The following is a 17,618-nucleotide window of genomic DNA, read 5'->3' as shown; positions in this document are numbered from 1 at the left end:
CTGGTTTCATATGGCCTGTACCAAAGGCATCTAAAGAGCGCACCCCGTGAGATTCAAGGAACTGTCCTACGCCAATGAGACCGACCCGCTGCTCAAGCGGCTGGTCATCCATACAGTCGAAAATCTCTCCGGCCGGAACAAATATGTCGAGGTCTACAAGATCTGGCGTTCGGAAGTGGTCGGCAAATCCGACCGGGTCTTTTCCAGGATGCTGGAACTCATCGACATCGACCTGTCGGTAAAGGGCAACTGGCCGCCGAAGGATTTGCCGGCTGGTCCGATCGTCATGGTCGCCAACCATCCCTATGGCATCGCCGATGGCATCGCGGTGCTGGCGCTTGCCGAGCAGCTCGGCCGTCCGTTCAAGATCCTGATCAACGATCAGCTTTTGAAAGTGCCCGAGATGCGGCCGTATTCTCTGCCGATCTCCTTCGAGGAAACCCGCGAAGGCCTGGCGATCAACCTCGCAACCCGTAACGAGGCTTTGCGGTTGCTGAAGGACGGCGTCACCATTGTGATCTTTCCCGGCGGCGGCGTCGCCACCGCGCCCAAGGGATTCGGTCAGGCCGAAGACCTGCCGTGGAAGATGTTTCCGGCAAAGCTCATCCAGGCTGCCAAGGCCAGCGTCCTGCCGGTCTATTTCGAAGGCCAGAACGGCTGGATGTTCCATTTGGCAAGCCGGTTCTCGCTGACGCTCAGGCTGTCGCTGCTGATCCGCGAATTCTGTCGCCTCTCCGGCCGCACGATCTTCTCCAGCATCGGCATGATCGTGCCGTGGGAAGACATCGCGCCGATCACCGACCGCAAGGCGATCCTGCAATATCTCTACGATACCGTGTTTGCGATGGGCGCCGTCGCGCCTCGGCCGAAAGCCGCCTAATCCGGCAGCATGACCTCGACATCCTGATTGCGGCCGGATGTGACGGTGAAGTCGCGCTGGTAGATCTTGTCCTTATGCCGCGCGATGGCGGTATATTTACCCTCGGCGAGAATGATCACCGGAAAAGCGCCGACGCTTTCCGACACCGAGTCGCCGGCGGCCGTCAGGATCGACCACGCCGTATCGGCGATAGCCTCGCCACCTTCCTGCGACACGAGCTTCAGCGTGATCTTTGCCGCGCGGTGCTGGATGACGGCCTGCGTCAGTTCGCCCGCCTTGATTTGGATGTCGGCGCGGATCGTGGCGTTGACGTCGCCGTAGTTGGAGACGACGTGATAGATCCCGGCATTGAGGCGCACCACCTCGTCCGGCTTGACGTCGTCCATGATCAAGCCGCGCTCGCCATCCTCCCGGACTTCCGAGGAATAGATGCTAAATGTCAGCTCGCCGGGCGGAATCCGGACATTGCTGCCCGAGACCGCATTGAGGACCATGCCGCCGGCATCGAGTACCAGCGTTTGTGGTTCCGGATCGGCGCTGGCAAGTATCCTGAGCTTCTTGGTCGCACCAGCCCGGCCGAAGGCGACGTGGACGAAGTATTCGCCGGGTTCGAGTTCGAAATTTGTCGATCCGCCTTCGGATGATGCGAGCATCGGCAGCTTGCCATCGGTTCCGGGAATCGGCCGGAACACTCGCCACGAGAGCCCGTATTTCATCGGCGGGCTCTTCTCGGTGAGGCGAGCCTCGAGATGCACCGTCTTGCCGCGATGGGCCTCCAGCGTCGGCTGCTCGATGATCGGTGAGAAACTGTTGAGCTTGGGATCGTCCAGCGGCTTGACCGGATCGGTGACGGAGAACGGATCCTGCGCATGCGCCATCCCAGTCATCAGGCTGATCAAAATGGCGGCGAGGCCGGGCAGGGCGCGGTGCAGGCAGGACAATCCGGTACTCGTAAAGGTGATGGGTTGACTCTTGAAATCTTGCGGCCCACTTGTCCCGCAAGCTTAGAGCCTTTCATTGTTAAATGGAAGCAGTTCTGTTGGCTCAAGCGGAGTCGGATGGTCGACCGGCCGGCGCGCGTCGTAGCCAAAGCATACGGCCAAGCCGGCCGGTCGATCAGCCGGCCCGTTTCAGCCAACCCGAAGGGCCGGGCATCTTTCCGCCAGGCTCAGAGGCGATCGTCTCGGCCGTACATCTGGGTATGTCCTTCGCCAATCGCCTCTGCCCTGACGAAAATCTGCTCCGGCAGAACTGCTTCCATTTAACAATGAAAGGCTCTACGGCAAATTCAAGACTGAAATTATCGTACGTTAGAGGACCGCATGCCGCGCAATGAATCACTGATCGAATATCTCAAGACCCGCCGCTCCATGCCGGCTTTCCAGATGAAGGAACCCGGACCTTCGAAAGCTGAAATCGAGGAAATCCTGACGCTGGCCACCCGCGTGCCCGACCACGGCAAGCTCGCCCCCTGGCGCTTCATCGTGATGAGGGGCGACGAGCGGCAGCGTATCTCGCTGGCCCTTTCCAAGATCGCCCGGGCCGAGAAGCCCGATCTCAGCGAGGAGATGATCAAGGTCGAGGAAACCCGCTTCACCCGCGCACCTGTCGTCATCGCCGTCGTTTCGAGGGCCGCGCCGCACGTCAAGATCCCGGAATGGGAGCAGTTGATGTCGGCCGGCGCCGTCTGCCTCAACATGGTGATATCAGCCAATGCGCTCGGCTATGTCTCCAACTGGCTGACCGAATGGATGGCCTATAGCGAAAAGGCCTACGAGATCATCGGCGTGAAGCCGGGCGAGAAGATCGCCGGCTTCGTACACATCGGATCGACGGATTTTCCGGTCACCGAGCGGCCGCGCCCGGAACTCTCCAAGATCGTGACCTGGGCCGGTTGAAAGCCGCATGGTTAACGCTCCGCGAAGGAACATGGTGAACGAATATTAAACGATTTGTCGCTAGCTTCGATTCACAGGGTATGTGAGTCAAGGACAGCGCAGCGTGATCATTCAAAGCTTCCTTCGTTGGGCGGACACGGCAAAGGCAGGCGACAGGGCAAGGGCAGCCAATGCGTTGGGCCGGGCCTGGCTTGAATCAGAGATGACTTCGGACGAGCGCGAGGCGGCCCTGATGGCCATGACCTGGTTGCTCGACGATCCCTCGCCGAAAGTGCGGCTGGCACTCGCGGACTCGATCGCCGATGCCGAGGACGCGCCGCGTGCCTTGATCCTGCCACTTGCCCAAGACCAGCCGGAAATCGCCTGCCAGATTATCGCCCGCTCGCCGGTGCTCTCGGACGTCGATCTGGTGGATCTCGCCGGTCGTGGCGATGAAGTCACCCGCGTACTGATCGCATCGCGCTTCATCGTCAGCTTGCCGGTCTGTGCGGCCATCGCCGAAATCGGCGGTGAGGCCGAGATCGAGGCGATGCTCGACAATCCCGGCGCGCTTGTCAGCCGCCAGTCGCTCCGCCGCATCGCCGAGCGTCATTCCCATTCCACGACGATTCGCGAAATGCTGCTCTCGCGCGAGGAACTGCCCGGCGATGCCCGTCACATCCTCGCACTCAGTGTTTCCGACGCGCTGGCAGAATGCAGCTTCGTTCAAAGCGTCATCGGCGCTCGCCGGCTCGACCATATCAAGCGCGAAGCCTGCGAAGGGGCGACCGTCACTTTGGCTGGCACGGCACCTCAGGAAGACATCCCCGCTCTCGTCGAGCATCTCCGCCGCAACGGTGGTCTGACGCCGGGCTTCCTGATGCAGGCGCTCTGCTCCGGCAAGCTTGATTTCTTCGCCAATGCGATCGTCAATCTTTCGGGTCTGGCGGAACGCCGGGTGCGGTCGATCATTTCCGACGGCCGGTTCCATGCCATGCGGGCGCTCTACGAATCGGCTGGCCTCACGCGCGACGTCTCGGAAATCTTCGTGGAAGCCACGATGCTTTGGCGCCGAGCCGACCGCGGGCACGAACCCGGCCTGTTCGGCGGCCTGACTGGACGTCTCGTGTCGCGCTTCAGGAGCGTGGCGAAGCCGGATGGCGTAGCGTCCGAACTCATCGACATGGTCGAGAAACTGCATATCATCGAGCACAGGCAATCGGCGCGCGCTTACGCATCGTTCCTCGCGATCGAGGCCGCCTGAGGCCCGATCAGTCGGTGATCTTCCTGGCGACCCAGGAATAGGTGTCGGTCACGAAATGCACCGGTGTCGTCACCGTTTGCTTCAAGCCCTGCCTGGTTGGAATGGCGTCCTTGACCAGAGCGATCGCACGCGTCGTGATGCCGGTGCGTGTTTCCGCCTCCTCATCGACAGGCTTGGGAATACGCGCGATTGAGCGGCTTGCACTCTCAAAACCCGCGACGTCGTCCTCGGAATCGCTCAGTGCTGTCGTGTCGGCGGTCTGGCAAACCGCCACGACCATTGGGTAATTGATGTTGACGTATTTCGCGAGATGGGTTTCCGAAGACGCGTCGCAGGCTGCGATCGTCTGCCATTGTTGCTCGATGGATGCGACCGGCAGGCAATTTGCGCCGGAATCGTCACAGCCGAGAATGCTCATCACGATGAATGCTGCCTTCATGCGAGATATCCCCTGAGAAGTTATCGCTTGGTGGCATCCGATCGTGGTTATTTCATGAAATGAACTTCAGCGCCTCGCGGATCATCTCGGCATTGTGAGCGAGATGGCCACCGTCTTCTGGCTTTCTGGCATGGATCTGGAGATCGACGCCGTCATAGGTCGGGATCACGTGGAAATGCAGATGAAACACGGTCTGGCCCGAACCGACTTCGTTGAATTGCACGATCCGGACCCCATTCGCGTGGAAGGCTCTCTTCGCCGCCCGCGCGATCTTCTGTACAGTCGGCATCAGCCACATGAACGTCGTGGGATCGGCATCGAAGATATTGCGGGAAGGGGTCTTGGGAATGACCAGTGTGTGTCCTTCGGACTGTGGCATCACATCCATGAAAGCCAGCGTATGTTCATCCTCATAGATGGCATGGCAGGGGATTTCACCGCGCAGGATCTTGGCGAAGATGTTGTCCGGATCGTACGGCGTCCCTTGCATGGATGAATCTCCCTCGGCCTGTTTTCATGCAGCTTGAACCGAAAATCCATGTCTTTCAAGTCTTTCAGCCCATTCGACGAATTGCCCGGACGTTTCAGTCCTGCTCGAGCTGTTCGCCACGGCGGAAAGGGCTGTGCTCGCGGAGATATTCGCCGACTGCTTCGACATCGGCGCGCTCCTGACGGAGATATTCGTCGATTGCCCGGCGCAGGCCCGCATGCGCGATGAAATGCGCTGAATGGGTGATGACAGGCATATAGCCGCGCGCCAGCTTGTGCTCGCCCTGTGCGCCGGCCTCAACGCGGTCGAGCTTGTTGGCGATCGCATAGTCGATCGCCTGGTGGTAGCAGATCTCGAAATGCAGGAAGGGGTGATCTTCGATGCAGCCCCAATGGCGGCCGAACAGCGCGTCCGAGCCGATGAAGTTGATGGCACCCGCGATATAGCGGCCGTTCCGCTTGGCCATGACGAGCAGGATGTCTTCCGGCATGCGCTCGCCGATCAGCGAATAGAATTCGCGCGTGAGATACGGCCGGCCCCATTTGCGGCCGCCGGTATCCATGTAGAAGGCGAAGAACTGGTCCCAGATGTCTTCCGTCAGGTCGCTGCCGGTCAACCATTCCACGGTGATGCCGTTTTCGAGGGCGGCACGGCGCTCCTTGCGCAGCGCCTTCCGTTTGCGTGAGGCCAGCGTTTCGAGAAAGTCGTCGTGGCTTCCATATCCGTGATTGAGGAAATGGAACTGCTGGTCGGTGCGGTGGAGATAACCCTCGGCCTCCAGCGCCTGCCATTCGCCATCCCGAAGGAAGGTGAAATGTGCCGACGACAGATTGAGTGAAACGGTTTCCTGCTTCACGGCCAGGGCGAGAATGGCGTTGTATTTCGCCTTGCTTTCATCCCGAGCGACGAGCAGGCGGGGGCCCGTGGCGGGCGTGAAGGGAACTGTGTGCTGGAGCTTGGGATAGTAGCGGCCACCAGCGCGCTCATAGGCGTCAGCCCAGCCGTGGTCGAACACATATTCTCCCTGGCTGTGGCTCTTGGCATAGCCGAACGTCGCGGCCTTCAGCCTGCCGTCTTCCTCGACGAGAACGTGTCGCCCCTGCCATCCGGTGCGCGGAACGGCAGATCCGGATTCTTCGAGCGCCGAGAGATAAGCGTGTGAAATGAACGGATTATAATAATTGTCTAATTTAGTATGTGAAGTCCCGGAAAGCCGGTTCCAGCTTTCCGGATCGATTTCCCTAAAAGACGAGACAATGCGTATGTTCAATATCGTTCCTAGGGTGAGAACCTAGCTCGGGTCGAAACCTTCGAAGGTGATCTGATCGGCATTGGCAGCGCTGTGGGCGGCCTGTTTGGCGTTGCGCACCGTCCAGCTGATCACCGGAATGCTCTTGCTGCGCTGCAATGTAATATAGTCGTTCGGTAAATGCATGATGTGGTAGGAAATAAAATCGAGCCCGAGGCGCATGACCTGCTCATGAGCGGTAAAATCCTCGGGTTTCACGCCCTCGGCGGTCAGCCCCACGGGACGAGGGGATTCCAGCTCCTTGAGATTCCTGAGCAGCCAGTGGTCGAAGCTCATCAGTGCCACCGGGCCCTCATAGTCTTCGAGTTCTTCCAGAACGGATGAGGCGAAGCCTTCGTCGTCGCCTTCGCGGCCCTTGAGTTCCAGCACCAAAGGGACACGACCCTTGACCAGCCGAAGCAGTTGTTTGAGCGAAGGTATCTTGTCCTTAGTACCACCGATCGAGACGAGGCCGAGTTCGCTCGAGGACTTGACCCGAACATCGCCCTTCATGTTGCAGAGACGCTCCATGTCGTCGTCGTGGAAGACGACAGGGGTGGCGTCCGCCACATATTGCAGGTCGCATTCGATGGCGAATCTGCCGTCGATCGCTGCTTGGAAGGCGGACAATGTATTTTCCCAGACCGTCTTGTTGCCGTCATGCCGCCCGCGATGGGCGATCGGCTGGCGGATCAGCGCCTTGAGATCATCATGCATCAGGCGACTTCCATGATCGCATCGATCTCGACGGATGCGTTGAGCGGCAGGGATGCCATACCGACGGCGGCGCGCGCGTGCTTTCCTGCATCGCCCAGCACGTTGGCGAGCAGGTTGGAGGCGCCGTTGGCGACCAGATGCTGCTCGTAGAAATCAGGCGTCGAGGACACCAGTACCGTGATCTTGACGACGCGCTTGACGCGGCCGAGATCGCCGAGTGCGGCCTGGGCCTGGGCGAGGATGTTGATCGCACAGAGTTCGGCGGCGCGCTGACCCTCCGGCGTATGGATGCCGGCACCCAGCTGGCCGGTGGAGGAGAGCTTGCCGTTCTCCATGGGAAGCTGGCCGGAGATGAACAGCTGGTTTCCGGTCTGGACGAAGGGCACGTAATTTGCGGCCGGTGCCGCGGCAACCGGCAATGTGATACCCAGCGAAGCGAGTTTCGCGTCGATTTCAGCGCTCATGGACCGTCTCTCCCGAAGATTTTTCTTTTACACCGGTGGCGGATCGGATATTTCGCCACTTTGTGCTTCTAATTAGCGGCATTGACGGCAGGTGCAACAGGAGAATTGGATGATTTCCGGACGGAACTTGATTGCCATATCCTTCGCGAGCCTCATGGCCAGCGCTGGCCTTCCATCGGCGGCGCAGGCATTGTCCAATCTCGTTCCCCATCGCGCCGTCTACAATCTCGAACTCAAGGATTCCGCTGAGAAATCAGGCATCACCTCGATGAACGGCCGTATGGTCTATGAGTTCACGGGATCGGAATGCGAGGGATACAAGGTCAATTTCCGTTTCGTGACGCAATCGGATGTCGGCGGCGAGAAGCGCGTCTCCGACCAGCAGAGCATGACATTCGAGGACACCCGCGCCGGCCGCTTCGAATTCGAATCGAAATCCTACACCGACGAACGACTCGACAAGGAAGTGCAGGGCCATGCCGAGGACCTGAAGGACAAGCTCACCGTCGAGCTGATGGAGCCGAGCGAAAAGCAGGTCGAGCTTCAACCGGGCCGGTTTCCGACGGAACACATGCTGGAACTGATCAAGCGCGCGCGCAGCGGCGAGCATTTCTTCGAGGCGCGGGTCTTCGATGGTTCCGATAACGGCGACAAAACAGTCTATACCACAACGATTGTTGGCACGCCGGTCGGCGTATTGCCCGGTGACCCCGATGCTGATTCCGCTGGCAAGCTCAAGACCGAGAAAACGTGGCCGGTGACGATCGCCTATTTCAACGACGACGAGAAGGTCGATGGCCTGCCGACGTATCGCATGTCTTTCAAGCTTTATGAGAATGGCGTATCGCGCGACCTGACCATGGACTATGGCGATTTCGCGCTGACAGGACGTCTCGTCAAGCTCGACTTCCTGCCGGAAACCACCTGCCTGCCGCATTGATCCCCGAAATCGGTGTGAGCAAGTAACGCGCCATTTTACGATCCCGGCCGCATATTTTTCGCCGCCGGGGTTGCTTTCGAGCGGTCTTCGGTTTAAGGCCGCGCTCATTCCACACGTGAAGTCTGGGGCTTTCCGGGAGAAATCCGGCTCGCTCCACCCGGTGGCAGGTATCAAAACCTGCTTCAAGCTTCACGGAGGTTCAACCGGAAAAAGGATAACAAGGCATGGCATTGCCCGATTTTTCTATGCGCCAGCTTCTCGAGGCAGGCGTTCACTTCGGCCACCAGACTCACCGCTGGAACCCGAAAATGAAGCCCTACATCTTTGGTGATCGTAGCGGCATCCACATCATCGACCTCGCACAGTCCGTCCCGATGCTGCATCAGGCGCTCAAGGTCATCAGCGACACCGTCGCCGGTGGCGGCCGCGTTCTGTTCGTCGGCACCAAGCGCCAGGCATCCGACCTGATCGCCGACGCTGCCAGGCGTTCCGCCCAGTATTATGTCAACTCGCGTTGGCTCGGCGGCATGATGACCAACTGGAAGACGATCTCAAACTCGATCCAGCGCCTGCGCAAGGTCGACGACATCCTCGCTTCCCAGGGCACGGGCTATTCCAAGAAGGAACGCCTGAACCTCGAGCGCGAACGCGAAAAGCTTGAAAAGGCCCTCGGCGGTATCCGTAACATGGGCGGCACGCCGGACCTGATGGTCGTCATCGACACCAACAAGGAAAAGATCGCCATCGATGAAGCCAAGCGCCTGGGCATCCCGGTCGTCGCGATCATCGACTCCAATTGCGATCCCGACCTGATCGATTACGCGATCCCTGGCAACGACGACGCTTCGCGCGCCATCGCGCTTTATTGCGATCTCTTCGCCCGCGCAGCCCTAGACGGCATTTCCCGTCAACAGGGCGGCTCCGGTGTCGATCTAGGTGCTGCTGCCGAGCCGATCGCCGAAGAGACGCTGACCGCCGAATAAGGCATAGAGGAGCAGGGGCTTTACCGCCTCCGCTCCCATCGATATCAGGGGCAGGGCTGCAGTAATTTCTGGCGCGGCCTTTGCCCTTGGACCGATCGACTTTCGGCTGATGCCGGTCTGCAAATGGCGATTTTCCGCGCTTCCGGTGCTCACGTACGTTAATTACGCTCCGCTCCGGTTCTCGAAAACCACCATTTTCGCCGCGGCCTGAGCCGAAAGTCGATCGGTCCGAGACTATCCAGACCGCAGGTCATGAGCCTGTCACATGACTGTTACGCATCTGGATACACTCCGTCCCCAGTTCCGGCGGAAAGAGCGGCCCGGCTGATCCGGTCCCGCGCTTAGCGGACATAAAGAGGTTTGAAATGAGCACTATTACGGCTGAAATGGTCAAGATCCTGCGTGAGCGCACCGGCGCGGGCATGATGGACTGCAAGAAGGCGCTAACCGAGACCAGTGGCGACATGGAAGCCGCTGTCGATTGGCTGCGCGCCAAGGGCATTTCCAAGGCCGAGAAGAAGTCCGGCCGCACAGCGGCTGAAGGCTTGATCGGCATCGCTCCGGGTGGCCACAAGGCTGTCATCGTCGAAATCAATTCCGAGACCGACTTCGTTGCCCGCAATGAGGCCTTCCAGGATCTCGTTCGCGGTGTCGCCGCTGTCGCGCTCAACACCGACGGCAAAGTCGAGTCGGTCGCAGCCGCGACCTATCCGGCGACCGGCAAGTCCGTCGCTGACACTATCACCGATGCGATCGCGACGATCGGCGAGAACATGGCTCTGCGCCGCTCGGCCCTGCTCGAAGTGCCGCATGGTACGGTTGCGACCTATATGCACAACGCTGCCGGCGACGGCATCGGCAAGCTCGGCGTTCTCGTCGCGCTGAAGTCGGAAGGCGACAAGGAAGTGCTCTACTCGATCGGCCGTCAGGTCGCGATGCATATAGCAGCCACCAACCCGCTGGCGATCCGTCCGGAAGAAGTCGATCCGGCTGTCGCCGAGCGCGAACGGAACGTGTTCATCGAACAGTCCCGCGCCTCGGGCAAGCCCGAAAACATCATCGAGAAAATGGTCGACGGCCGCATGCGCAAGTTCTTTGAGGAAGTCGCACTTCTCTCGCAGGCCTTCGTCATGAACCCCGACGTCACCGTCGGCCAGGCGATCAAGGATGCCGAGAAGCTTGCCGGCGCCTCGATCGAAGTCACCGGCATGGCCCGCCTGCTGCTGGGCGAGGGCGTCGAGAAGGAAGAAACCGATTTCGCGGCTGAGGTTGCCGCCGCGGTGAAGAAATAAGCCTGTCTGTTTGATTAACCAGGCATGATGAATCGACAGGGCACCGCGTGACAACGCGGTGCCCTTCGTGTATCCGCGACAGCAAGAGCAATCGATTCCTCTTCGCAGGCGCCCGGAACGCGCATCATGTTCCGGCGGATCGACGAAAATCCGTCTGCCGGCGCTTTGCCGCCGCAATTGACTTGCAGGTGATCGCTGCCATCCCATATCCGGGCGCTGGGCCCATTTTATTGAATGCCGAGACGGGAGATACCATGACATCGAGCGCCATCTACAAACGTGTGTTGTTGAAATGCTCCGGCGAAGCGTTGATGGGGAGTCAGGGGTTCGGCATCGATGTCGCGGTTGCCGACCGCATTGCGGCTGACATCGCCGAGGCGAGGGCGCTTGGCGTAGAGGTCGGCGTCGTCGTCGGCGGCGGCAACATTTTTCGCGGCGTCGCCGTCGCATCCAAAGGTGGCGACAGGGTGACCGGCGACCATATGGGCATGCTCGCGACCGTCATCAATGCACTCGCGCTGGCGACATCGCTTCGCAAGCTGGACATCGATACCGTGGTGCTTTCGGCGATCGCAATGCCCGAGATCTGTGAGAGCTTCTCCCAGCGCGCGACGCTCTATCATCTCTCGCTCGGCCGCGTGGTGATCTTCGCAGGCGGCACCGGCAACCCCTTCTTCACCACGGACTCCGCAGCGGCTCTCCGCGGCGCGGAAATGGGTGCGGAGGCGATCTTCAAGGGCACCCAGGTCGACGGCATCTACTCGGCCGATCCGAAGAAATACCCGGATGCCACGCGTTTCGACAGCCTGACGCATACCGAAATGCTCGAGAAGGGCCTCGCGGTAATGGATGTCGCGGCCGTTGCGCTGGCGCGCGAGAACCACATCCCGATCATCGTGTTTTCCATCCACGAAAAGGGTGAATTCTCGAAAATCTTGACCGGCAGCGGCCGCCGGACCATCGTAAAAGACAATTGACAGAAAATGGCCTGATTCCCGGGCAACTGACGGGAGCAGGTGTCGGGGACAGGAGTTGGCGATGAGCAGTATCGAACTTACGGAAATCAAGCGGCGCATGGACGGCGCGATCAGTGCCTTCAAGAGCGACATAGCGAGCCTGCGTACGGGCCGCGCATCCGCCAACGTGCTCGATCCCGTCACGGTCGAAGCCTATGGCGCGCGCATGCCGCTGAACCAGGTCGCCAACATAACCGTTCCAGAGCCGAGGATGCTGTCCGTTTCTGTCTGGGACCGGTCGATGGTCAAGGCGGTCGAGCAGGCGATCCGCGAATCCAACCTGGGCCTCAACCCGATCGTCGAAGGCCAGAACATGCGCATACCGTTGCCGGAGCTCAACGAGGAGCGCCGCAAGTCGCTCGTCAAGGTCGCCCATGAATATGCCGAAAAGGCCAAGGTCGCCGCCCGCCACGTGCGCCGGGATGGCATGGATGGCTTCAAGAAGGCTGAGAAGGACGGCAAGATGAGCCAGGACGACAGCCGGGTGAATTCCGACAAGGTGCAGAAGATGACGGATGATACGATCACCGAAATCGATCGCTTGCTTCACGACAAGGAAAAGGAAATCATGCAGGTGTAAGTATTTCGAAAGATCGCGTGGTCATTCTTGGCCGAGTGTCATCGGAACTGCGATAGACTTGCAAAGCGGACATCCTCAATGATCAACAGACAATTGGTTCGGATCCCAGAGCATGTTGCCATCATCATGGATGGCAATGGCCGCTGGGCCCAGCAGCGAGGACTGCCGCGTGCCATGGGGCACCGCAAAGGAGTCGAGGCCGTTCGCGACGTAGTGCGCGTCGCAGGCGAGGTTGGTATATCCTATCTCACCCTGTTTGCTTTCTCCTCTGAAAACTGGTCGCGGCCCGAAGCAGAGGTCACCGACCTGATGGGCCTGCTCAAGGCCTTCATCCGCCGCGATCTGGCGGACCTTCACAGCCAGAACGTCCGCATCCGGGTGATCGGTTCGCGCGACAACCTGCGTAGCGACATCCTGCCATTGCTTATCGAGGCGGAAGAGACGACGCGCCACAATACCGGTCTGACGCTGGTCATCGCATTCAACTACGGCGCCCGCGACGAGATCGTACGTGCGACGAAGAAGCTGGCCGAAAAGGTTGCGCGCGGTGAGATCGCCGCTGCCGATATCGATTCCCAGGCGATCGAGAATCAACTCGATACAAACGGCATTCCGGATCCGGATCTCGTCATCCGCACATCGGGCGAAGAGCGGCTTTCGAACTTCCTGCTTTGGCAGGCAGCCTATGCCGAACTGCTGTTCGTGCCCGAATTCTGGCCCGATTTCAGCCGGGACATTTTTCACGCCGCACTTGAGACCTATGCGCGCAGAGACCGGCGATTCGGCGGCGTTGCGCCCGTGGCAACGGCTGCGGTCTCCTGATGAACCCGGAACTGCGCCTGCGAATCGTCTCCGGCATCGTGCTTGCCGCAGTGGCACTTGGTGCGACCTGGCTCGGCGGCATCGTATTCACGATCTTCGCGGTCGTGATCGGACTCCTCATCTTTTACGAATGGTCCACGATTACAGGACACGAACCGAAAGATCGCTACACGTTGTTCGGCTGGGCGAGCGTGCTGGTCGTCCTCGGCCAATTGCTGCTGGACGGTGCACGGCAGGGAGCATTGGTGAGTCTTTATCTCCTAGTCGGATTTACGGTCGTTGCCGCCCTGGTCGCGGCGATCAGAGGCAGATCCTACTGGCTCGCCGGCGGCATTTTCTACGCTGGCCTGTCCGGGATTTCCCTCGCCGCGCTCAGGGACAGTTATGGAATTGTCGCGATCGTCTTCATCTTCGCAGTCGTATGGGGAACTGACATCCTCGCATATTTTGTCGGACGCGCGGTTGGTGGCCCGAAGCTGGCGCCGCGTATTTCGCCAGGCAAAACCTGGTCCGGCGCCATCGGCGGCACGCTCTCCGGCGTCATTGCGGGCTGTCTTGTCGTCTGGCTCGCCGGCGAGCATTTGCATGTCGGTCTGGTGGTGTTCACCATTCTTCTATCGATCTTCTCGCAGATCGGCGATCTGTTCGAATCCTATATCAAGCGGCGCTTCGGCGTGAAGGATTCGAGCCATCTGATTCCCGGCCATGGCGGAGTCATGGACCGCGTGGACGGGCTTGTTTTCGCCTGTTTCCTGGCGTTTCTGGGCGGCTTGGCGGTTGCCGTGGCGAGCGGACAGTTGGCGACAGCTACGGGCTAGCTTATATCAGGCATATGGTCCGCGCTGCCTGCGGCAAAATCTAGGACGTTTTCTGAATGACCGGACTACTGAGCAACCAATGGGCCCTGATGGTGCCGGCATTCCTGCTGGTGATCTCGCTGATCGTGTTCATCCATGAGATGGGCCATTATCTCGTCGGCCGCTGGAGCGGCATCCGGATCATGGCCTTCTCTTTTGGATTCGGGCCCGAACTCTGGGGCTTCACCGACAAGCACGGCACGCGGTGGAAGATTTCCGCCATCCCGCTGGGTGGCTATGTGCGATTCTATGGCGACGCGGACGCGGCCAGCACACCCGATTTCGAGGCGCTCGACGAGTTGCCGCCCGAGGAGCGCGCGAGGACCTTCACCGGAGCAAAGCTTTGGAAGCGTGCGGCGACCGTGGCGGCAGGTCCGATCGCCAACTTCCTGCTGGCGATCGTCATCCTGTCAGGCATTTTCATGGCCTATGGCAAGTTCGTCGCCGATCCGGTGGTGGCGCAGGTGAATAAGGACAGCGCGGCCGCAGCGGCGGGAATCATCCCGGGCGACCTGCTCGTCAGCATCGATGGCAACCCGATTGTGACCTTCGACGATGTCCAGCGCTATGTCAGCATCCGGCCGAGTGTGCCTATGACGTTGACGGTCAAGCGCCAGGGCGAAGCTATCAACATTCCGATCACACCGAAGCTGACCGAGATCAAGGATCGGTTCGGCAACAAGATCGAGCTGGGAATCATCGGCATCGTTGTCGACAAGAATGGCGGCAATCTACGCGTCGTGCATTTCACGCCTCTTGAGGCAGTGGCGGAGGCGGTGCGGGAGACCGGACACATCGTCACGGGCACGTTCCGCTATATCGGCAACATCTTTGCCGGCCGCATGAAGGCCGACCAGCTCGGCGGGCCGATTGCTGTCGCGCAAGCCGCGGGGCAGGTGGCGACGCTTGGAATTATTGCGCTTTTGCATCTGGCCGCGGTTCTTTCGGTTTCGATCGGATTGCTCAACCTTATGCCGGTTCCGGTACTTGATGGCGGCCATCTAATGTTTTATGCGGTAGAGGCGCTCAGGGGAAAACCGGTCGGGGAGACCGCGCAGGGGGTCTTGTTCCGGGTCGGGATGTTCCTCGTGCTGTCGCTGATGGTTTTCGTGACGTGGAACGACATCACCAGGAACATTTCCAACTGGCTCGGGTGATAACGAACTATTACAAGACAAGGAAATATTTACCTTAATTCGGTGTTGGCGTGGCCATTACGTCACGCTTCGGAACGAAGTAAATAGAATTTAACCAACTCACTTGCTTGTATGGGAAAAGCGGTTAAAACGGCGGAGTGGCCTGGATGGGGTGCCTTAGCGGCTGTCCGGGTAACGGGAAAAGGGTATGAAGTTAATGAATGGTAGTTCGAGATTTCTGAACGCGGCGTCTGCGATCGCGATGACCGCCGGTGTTTTGACATCTGCCGGAACAATGGTGCTGGTCAATCCCGTTACAGCCCAGGCGGCGGTGATCCGCAACATCTCGGTTCGTGGCGCTGAACGCACGGGCGACGATACGGTACGGTCGAGCCTGACGATCGTTCCCGGCAAGGACTTCTCGAACGCCGATATCGACCTGTCGATCAAGCGCCTTTATGCAACCGGTCTTTTCTCCGATGTACGGATCACCGTGTCCGGTGGCACGCTCGTCGTCGTCGTCAACGAGAATCAACTGGTCAATCAGGTCGTTTTCAACGGCAACCGCAAGATCAAGGACGACAAGCTCATCGGGATGGTGAAGACGCAGCCGCTCGGACCCTACAGCGAATCGCTGATCGAGGCGGATTTGCAGTCGTTGCGCCGGGCCTATGCGGCGATCGGGCGGTCTGATGTCGAGATCACCACGCAGACCGCCCCTGTCGGCGAAGGCCGCGTGAACGTTGCCTTCGTTATAAACGAGGGCGGCCGAACCAAGATCGATACGATCAATTTCGAGGGCAATGAGCACTACAGCGATTTCCGCCTGCGCGCAGTCCTCACGACGAAGCAATCGGGCTGGTTCTCGTTCCTCACCCGCAAGGACATCTACAACGAGGACAAGCTGCGCGCCGACGAAGAAGCGCTGCGCCTGTTCTACTACAATCACGGCTATGCCGACTTCCGGGTGCTTTCATCCGATGCGACGCTCGATCCGGCGACCAATACCTATGTCGTGACAATCAATGTCGATGAAGGCCAACGCTACGAATTCGGTCCCGTCAATGTCGAGAGTACCGTCGATGGCGTCGATCCCGAGGAACTCAAGGGCCTTACGGAATCGCGCGAAGGCAAGATCTATCGGGCCCGTGACGTGCAGGATTCGATTACTGAAATTTCAAAGCGGGTTGCGGCTGCCGGTTACCCCTTCGCCCGCGTTGTCCCGCGCGGCAATCGCGATATGGCCAGCAAGACGATCGCGGTCGATTATCTCGTCGATCAGGGCGAGCGCGCCTATGTCGAGCGGATCGAGATTCGTGGCAACACCGCCACTCGCGATTATGTCATCCGTCGCGAGTTCGACATGGCGGAAGGCGATGCCTTCAACCAGGAACGTGTCGCCGAAGCCAAGCGCCGTCTTGAGCGTTTAGGCTACTTCCAGAAGGTCGACATCTCCACGCAACCGGGCAGCGCGCCCGATCGCGTCGTCGTGGTCGTCGATGTCGTCGATCAGTCGACCGGCAGCTTCGGCATTGGCGGCGGTTATGCGACGGGTGGCGAAGGCTTCATCATCGAAGCGTCGATCGAGGAGAAAAACTTCCTCGGCCGCGGCCAATATATCCGCGTGTCGGCGAGCGGTGGTGCGGAGACGCGCAACTATTCTATCTCGTTCACCGAGCCCTATTTCCTGGGCTACCGCCTTGCCGCGGGCTTTGATCTGTTCAAGTCGTCCAGCTCGATCGAGAATAACTACGCGTACGAGGACCAGGGCTTCTCGCTGCGTGTCTCGGCGCCGATCACCAACGATCTATCGACGACGTTCCGCTATAATTACAAAGAGGTGAAATATACCAGTGACGCCTATGGTAGGCTTTCGGCACCCTACAAGGACGTTGTCGATGGAAGCCCCTGGGTTCAGTCCTCGGTTTCCAACTCCTTGACCTACAATACGCTCGACACGGCGGTGCTGCCACATGAGGGCATCCTGGCCTCGCTGACCCAGGAATTTGCCGGGCTCGGCGGTGATTCCGACTTCTACAAGATCAGCGGTCGTGCTCGCGGCTACTATACCGTGTCGGACGACATGGATCTCGTCGGTTCGCTTTCGGCATCCGCGGGCCATGTGATCTCGACAACGGGCGGCCATCTGAACTTGTTTGATCAGTTCTCCCTGGACTCAAATGATATCCGCGGCTTTGCCGACTCCGGTATAGGTCCGCGCATGCGCGGCGACGCCATCGGCGGCACGACCTATGCCACGGCTTCCGCCGAAGCATCATTCCCGTTGCCGGGCATCTCTCAGGATGCCGGCTTCCGCGGCGCCTTCTTTGTCGATACCGGTACGCTCTTCGGTAACGACGTGAAGATTCGTCAACCGTCAAAGGGCAAGTTGACTGGCGCCGCCATGGATTGGCGGGTAGCGACGGGTGCCAGCTTGATCTGGGCGTCGCCATTCGGCCCACTGCGTATTGACTATGCGATCCCGGTCATCAAGCAGGACAAGGACATCATCCAGAACCTGAAGTTCGGCATCTCGACCGCCTTCTGATGAACATACGGTCCGGTGCCGCATC

General features: G+C 59.6%; 18 protein-coding genes. 12 read left to right on the top strand and 6 right to left on the bottom strand.

What is annotated here, in order from left to right; genetic code table 11:
• Positions 1–46: 46 nt before the first annotated feature.
• Complete coding sequence (locus tag IHQ71_RS11415; RefSeq protein ID WP_258162075.1) at positions 47–880, top strand: lysophospholipid acyltransferase family protein; 834 nt, start codon at positions 47–49, stop codon at positions 878–880.
• Here the strand turns inward: IHQ71_RS11415 and IHQ71_RS11410 are convergent.
• Positions 877–1,767: a hypothetical protein gene (locus tag IHQ71_RS11410; RefSeq protein ID WP_374990019.1), complete on the bottom strand. Its 891-nt coding sequence runs from the start codon at positions 1,765–1,767 to the stop codon at positions 877–879. The genes IHQ71_RS11415 and IHQ71_RS11410 overlap by 4 nt on opposite strands.
• 435 nt (positions 1,768–2,202) lie before the next feature.
• Here IHQ71_RS11410 and IHQ71_RS11405 point away from each other — a divergent pair, with 435 nt between their 5' ends.
• Both IHQ71_RS11405 and IHQ71_RS11400 read left to right on the top strand, forming a co-directional pair.
• The gene (locus IHQ71_RS11405) at positions 2,203–2,778 is read left to right on the top strand and encodes a nitroreductase (protein WP_258162074.1); all 576 of its coding nucleotides are present in this window, start codon (positions 2,203–2,205) and stop codon (positions 2,776–2,778) included.
• A 103-nt stretch (positions 2,779–2,881) separates the two neighbouring features.
• Entirely contained in the window at positions 2,882–4,021 is a 1,140-nt protein-coding gene (locus IHQ71_RS11400) for a DUF2336 domain-containing protein (protein WP_258162073.1), read from the top strand.
• 7 nt (positions 4,022–4,028) lie between these two features.
• On the opposite strand, the gene IHQ71_RS11395 is transcribed toward IHQ71_RS11400, so the two are convergent.
• The 5 genes from IHQ71_RS11395 to IHQ71_RS11375 all read right to left on the bottom strand — a co-directional run bounded on the left by IHQ71_RS11395 (position 4,029) and on the right by IHQ71_RS11375 (position 7,419).
• A complete protein-coding gene (locus tag IHQ71_RS11395; protein ID WP_258162072.1) occupies positions 4,029–4,460 on the bottom strand; it encodes a hypothetical protein in 432 nt (143 codons plus the stop codon).
• 52 nt (positions 4,461–4,512) lie between these two features.
• Positions 4,513–4,950: an HIT family protein gene (locus IHQ71_RS11390; RefSeq protein WP_258162071.1), complete on the bottom strand. Its 438-nt coding sequence runs from the start codon at positions 4,948–4,950 to the stop codon at positions 4,513–4,515.
• Positions 4,951–5,044: 94 nt separating this feature from the next.
• Positions 5,045–6,220, bottom strand: a complete 1,176-nt coding sequence (locus tag IHQ71_RS11385; protein WP_374989976.1) for a GNAT family N-acetyltransferase — start codon at positions 6,218–6,220, stop codon at positions 5,045–5,047.
• A gap of 21 nt (positions 6,221–6,241) precedes the next feature.
• Positions 6,242–6,955 (bottom strand): glycerophosphodiester phosphodiesterase, encoded by a 714-nt coding sequence (locus IHQ71_RS11380; RefSeq protein ID WP_258162070.1) that lies wholly within the window; start codon positions 6,953–6,955, stop codon positions 6,242–6,244.
• Positions 6,955–7,419, bottom strand: coding sequence for a RidA family protein (locus IHQ71_RS11375; protein ID WP_258162069.1), 465 nt, complete (start codon positions 7,417–7,419; stop codon positions 6,955–6,957). Before IHQ71_RS11375 ends, IHQ71_RS11380 begins: the two co-directional genes overlap by 1 nt.
• Before the next feature lie 109 nt (positions 7,420–7,528).
• On the opposite strand from IHQ71_RS11375, the gene IHQ71_RS11370 reads away from it, so the two are divergent.
• The 9 genes from IHQ71_RS11370 to bamA all read left to right on the top strand — a co-directional run bounded on the left by IHQ71_RS11370 (position 7,529) and on the right by bamA (position 17,593).
• Entirely contained in the window at positions 7,529–8,359 is an 831-nt protein-coding gene (locus tag IHQ71_RS11370) for a cell envelope integrity EipB family protein (protein WP_258162068.1), read from the top strand.
• Between the two features lie 224 nt (positions 8,360–8,583).
• Positions 8,584–9,342 (top strand): 30S ribosomal protein S2, encoded by a 759-nt coding sequence (rpsB, locus tag IHQ71_RS11365; RefSeq protein WP_258162067.1) that lies wholly within the window; start codon positions 8,584–8,586, stop codon positions 9,340–9,342.
• A gap of 365 nt (positions 9,343–9,707) precedes the next feature.
• Positions 9,708–10,634: a translation elongation factor Ts gene (gene tsf / locus IHQ71_RS11360; protein ID WP_258162066.1), complete on the top strand. Its 927-nt coding sequence runs from the start codon at positions 9,708–9,710 to the stop codon at positions 10,632–10,634.
• Positions 10,635–10,888: 254 nt separating this feature from the next.
• Complete coding sequence (pyrH, locus tag IHQ71_RS11355) at positions 10,889–11,611, top strand: UMP kinase (RefSeq protein WP_258162065.1); 723 nt, start codon at positions 10,889–10,891, stop codon at positions 11,609–11,611.
• Positions 11,612–11,672: 61 nt separating this feature from the next.
• Complete coding sequence (gene frr / locus IHQ71_RS11350) at positions 11,673–12,230, top strand: ribosome recycling factor (protein ID WP_258162064.1); 558 nt, start codon at positions 11,673–11,675, stop codon at positions 12,228–12,230.
• A 78-nt stretch (positions 12,231–12,308) separates the two neighbouring features.
• Positions 12,309–13,052, top strand: a complete 744-nt coding sequence (locus IHQ71_RS11345; protein ID WP_258162063.1) for an isoprenyl transferase — start codon at positions 12,309–12,311, stop codon at positions 13,050–13,052.
• Positions 13,052–13,870 carry a phosphatidate cytidylyltransferase gene (locus tag IHQ71_RS11340; RefSeq protein ID WP_258162062.1) on the top strand — a complete coding sequence of 273 codons (819 nt, stop codon included), beginning with the start codon at positions 13,052–13,054 and terminating at the stop codon, positions 13,868–13,870. Before IHQ71_RS11345 ends, IHQ71_RS11340 begins: the two co-directional genes overlap by 1 nt.
• A gap of 56 nt (positions 13,871–13,926) precedes the next feature.
• Positions 13,927–15,066, top strand: a complete 1,140-nt coding sequence (gene rseP / locus IHQ71_RS11335; protein ID WP_258162061.1) for an RIP metalloprotease RseP — start codon at positions 13,927–13,929, stop codon at positions 15,064–15,066.
• Between the two features lie 196 nt (positions 15,067–15,262).
• Positions 15,263–17,593: an outer membrane protein assembly factor BamA gene (gene bamA, locus IHQ71_RS11330; protein WP_258162812.1), complete on the top strand. Its 2,331-nt coding sequence runs from the start codon at positions 15,263–15,265 to the stop codon at positions 17,591–17,593.
• Positions 17,594–17,618 lie beyond the last annotated feature (25 nt).

Origin of the sequence: Rhizobium sp. TH2 (assembly GCF_024707525.1) — a bacterium.
Classification (GTDB): Bacteria; Pseudomonadota; Alphaproteobacteria; order Rhizobiales; family Rhizobiaceae; genus Rhizobium_E.
Note: the sequence above shows the minus strand (reverse complement) of the source record. Positions and strands in the feature narration are given on the sequence as shown.